Source organism: Acinetobacter sp. TUM15071 (assembly GCF_008980925.1).
Lineage (GTDB): Bacteria > Pseudomonadota > Gammaproteobacteria > Pseudomonadales > Moraxellaceae > Acinetobacter > Acinetobacter dispersus.
In genome coordinates this window covers 1-1,970 of record NZ_BKGB01000037.1, presented here as the reverse complement: position 1 = coordinate 1,970, position 1,970 = coordinate 1, and the positions used below count along the sequence as shown (strand labels likewise).

Here is a 1,970-nt window from a genome sequence, read left to right as displayed (position 1 = left end):
GAAGGGGTAGATAAATTTGTTGATAATAATCCTGAAAAGATTAGTTGGACTTCCAGCCTAAAGAAAAGCTTAGAAGATAATGTTGAAATTAAGCACAATTCTGAACTTTATAAACTGAGTATGTATAGGCCATTTAGTAAACAGTGGACATATTTTGGTGGCGGGTTAACTCATCGCGTAGGCCAAATCCCTAAAATTTTTCCATGTAGCGGTGATATTAATAAAGTTATATCAGTTACAGGAAAAGGAGCAACAAAGGATTTTTCAGCTCTGATTACGGATAAAATCTCTGATTTGGAAATGGTGGCAAAGGGGCAATGTTTCCCGTTATCTCTGTATGAAGAGACTAGCGAAGTTGAAGTTGGTGAATCCTTGAGCAACGCAACGCAACGCAACGCAACATTATACACCAAAAACACCAATCGGATCAACCTCAAAACCTTGTTATCTGTATATCCACAATGGCGAACAGGGGCTTCTCCGTTATTATGGCGGACATTATTCCAGACGTACAACTTCAAGCCAATGGGCAGTGCTTCCCACTCTATCTCTACGAAACAGACAGCGAGGAAGAAGGGAGCAGCAAATGAATCAGAATCTTGCAATATGTTTGACAATAACAGGCAACAAAGGCTTTTCAGTGTTAATGACAGATATGATTCCAGATCTGCATCTGATAGGGGATGCACAATGCTTTCCTTTGTACCTATACGAAACGGAGGGGAACAAGTAATGAGTCAAAATACATTAGATCAAGGTGAGTTATTTGGAAAATCACAAGGTGATTTATTTACAGAACAAGCTAAAAGTCATACGGATAATGATCAAGTAAATACGCAAAAAGAGCAGCCTAAGCTAGTTCGTAAAGATGGAATTAGTGATACTGGATTAGAACACTTTAAGAAAGCTTATCCTACTGAAATTATTACGAAAGAAGACATTTTTTACTATGTCTATGGTTTACTTCATAGCGAGGATTACCGTACACGTTTTGCAGATAATTTAACTAAAGAATTGCCGCGTATTCCATGTGTTAAAAAAGCTAAAGACTTTTGGATATTCAGTCAAGCAGGTCGTGATTTAGCATACTGGCATTTGAATTACGAAAAAGTAGAAATTTATCCAGCACAATTAGACACGGGTAATATAGCCTATGAACAGTTATCAGATGATGATTTTTATGTTGAAAAAATGAAATTTGCTAAAAAAGGTGAGAAAGAAACGGTAGTTTATAATTCAAAAATTACGATTCGAAACATTCCATTAGAAGCTTATGAATATGTTGTAAATGGGAAGTCTGCACTTGAGTGGGTAATGGAACGACAAAGTGTTTCTACTCATAAAGATAGTGGCATTACCAATAATGCAAACGAGTGGGCAATTGAAACAATGGGTAATGTAGTTTATCCGCTTGAGTTGTTTTTGAGAGTGATTACAGTCAGCCTCGAAACCATGAAGATTGTGAAGGCTTTGCCGCAGTTAGAAATTTAGATGTAACACGGCTAGTCTGTTAAAATAGAATAATAAATTAATTACCATGCTTTATTTTGTATCATTATGTGTATCATAGTGTGTTATTTTTATTAAAATTGTTAAATATTATATGTTTATTGTTTTGTTAGGTATTGGATATACCTACCAAGATATTAAAGTCATATAACTTTTTATGAAGTTACATGAACTCCAAAGCCCTGAATCATAACGATTTAGGGTTTTTTTTATTCTTATAGGGTTTACTAAGACTACAATCTTTGTTTCTAAAAATTTAAATGGTTGACGATAAAGAAAAATAATAATTACATATTCAAATACTTAGGATTTATTTTAATTGCCATTATTTATTGAGCTTTAGATAAAGTGTTTTTAAATAGAGCATGAGGTTACTTGTGATGTTCAATCGTGTTCTAAGTTTGATAAAAAAAAAGAAGAAACTAGAAGGCATATTTATTTTAAAATTACTGGAGAATGAT

3 protein-coding genes and 1 pseudogene are annotated in these 1,970 nt (G+C 33.9%); all 4 read left to right on the top strand.

Annotation, left to right across the window (positions count from 1 at the left end; all coding sequences use genetic code 11):
- Positions 1-369, top strand: a pseudogene (locus GBI66_RS19780) (type ISP restriction/modification enzyme); the annotation flags it as partial.
- A 92-nt stretch (positions 370-461) separates the two neighbouring features.
- On the top strand, positions 462-590 hold the full coding sequence (locus GBI66_RS19880; protein WP_373885798.1) for a type ISP restriction/modification enzyme: 129 nt from the start codon (positions 462-464) through the stop codon (positions 588-590).
- Positions 587-733, top strand: a complete 147-nt coding sequence (locus GBI66_RS19830; protein WP_266095282.1) for a type ISP restriction/modification enzyme — start codon at positions 587-589, stop codon at positions 731-733. Before GBI66_RS19880 ends, GBI66_RS19830 begins: the two co-directional genes overlap by 4 nt.
- Entirely contained in the window at positions 691-1,491 is an 801-nt protein-coding gene (locus tag GBI66_RS19775) for a type ISP restriction/modification enzyme (RefSeq protein ID WP_308464067.1), read from the top strand. Before GBI66_RS19830 ends, GBI66_RS19775 begins: the two co-directional genes overlap by 43 nt.
- Positions 1,492-1,970: the final 479 nt, after the last annotated feature.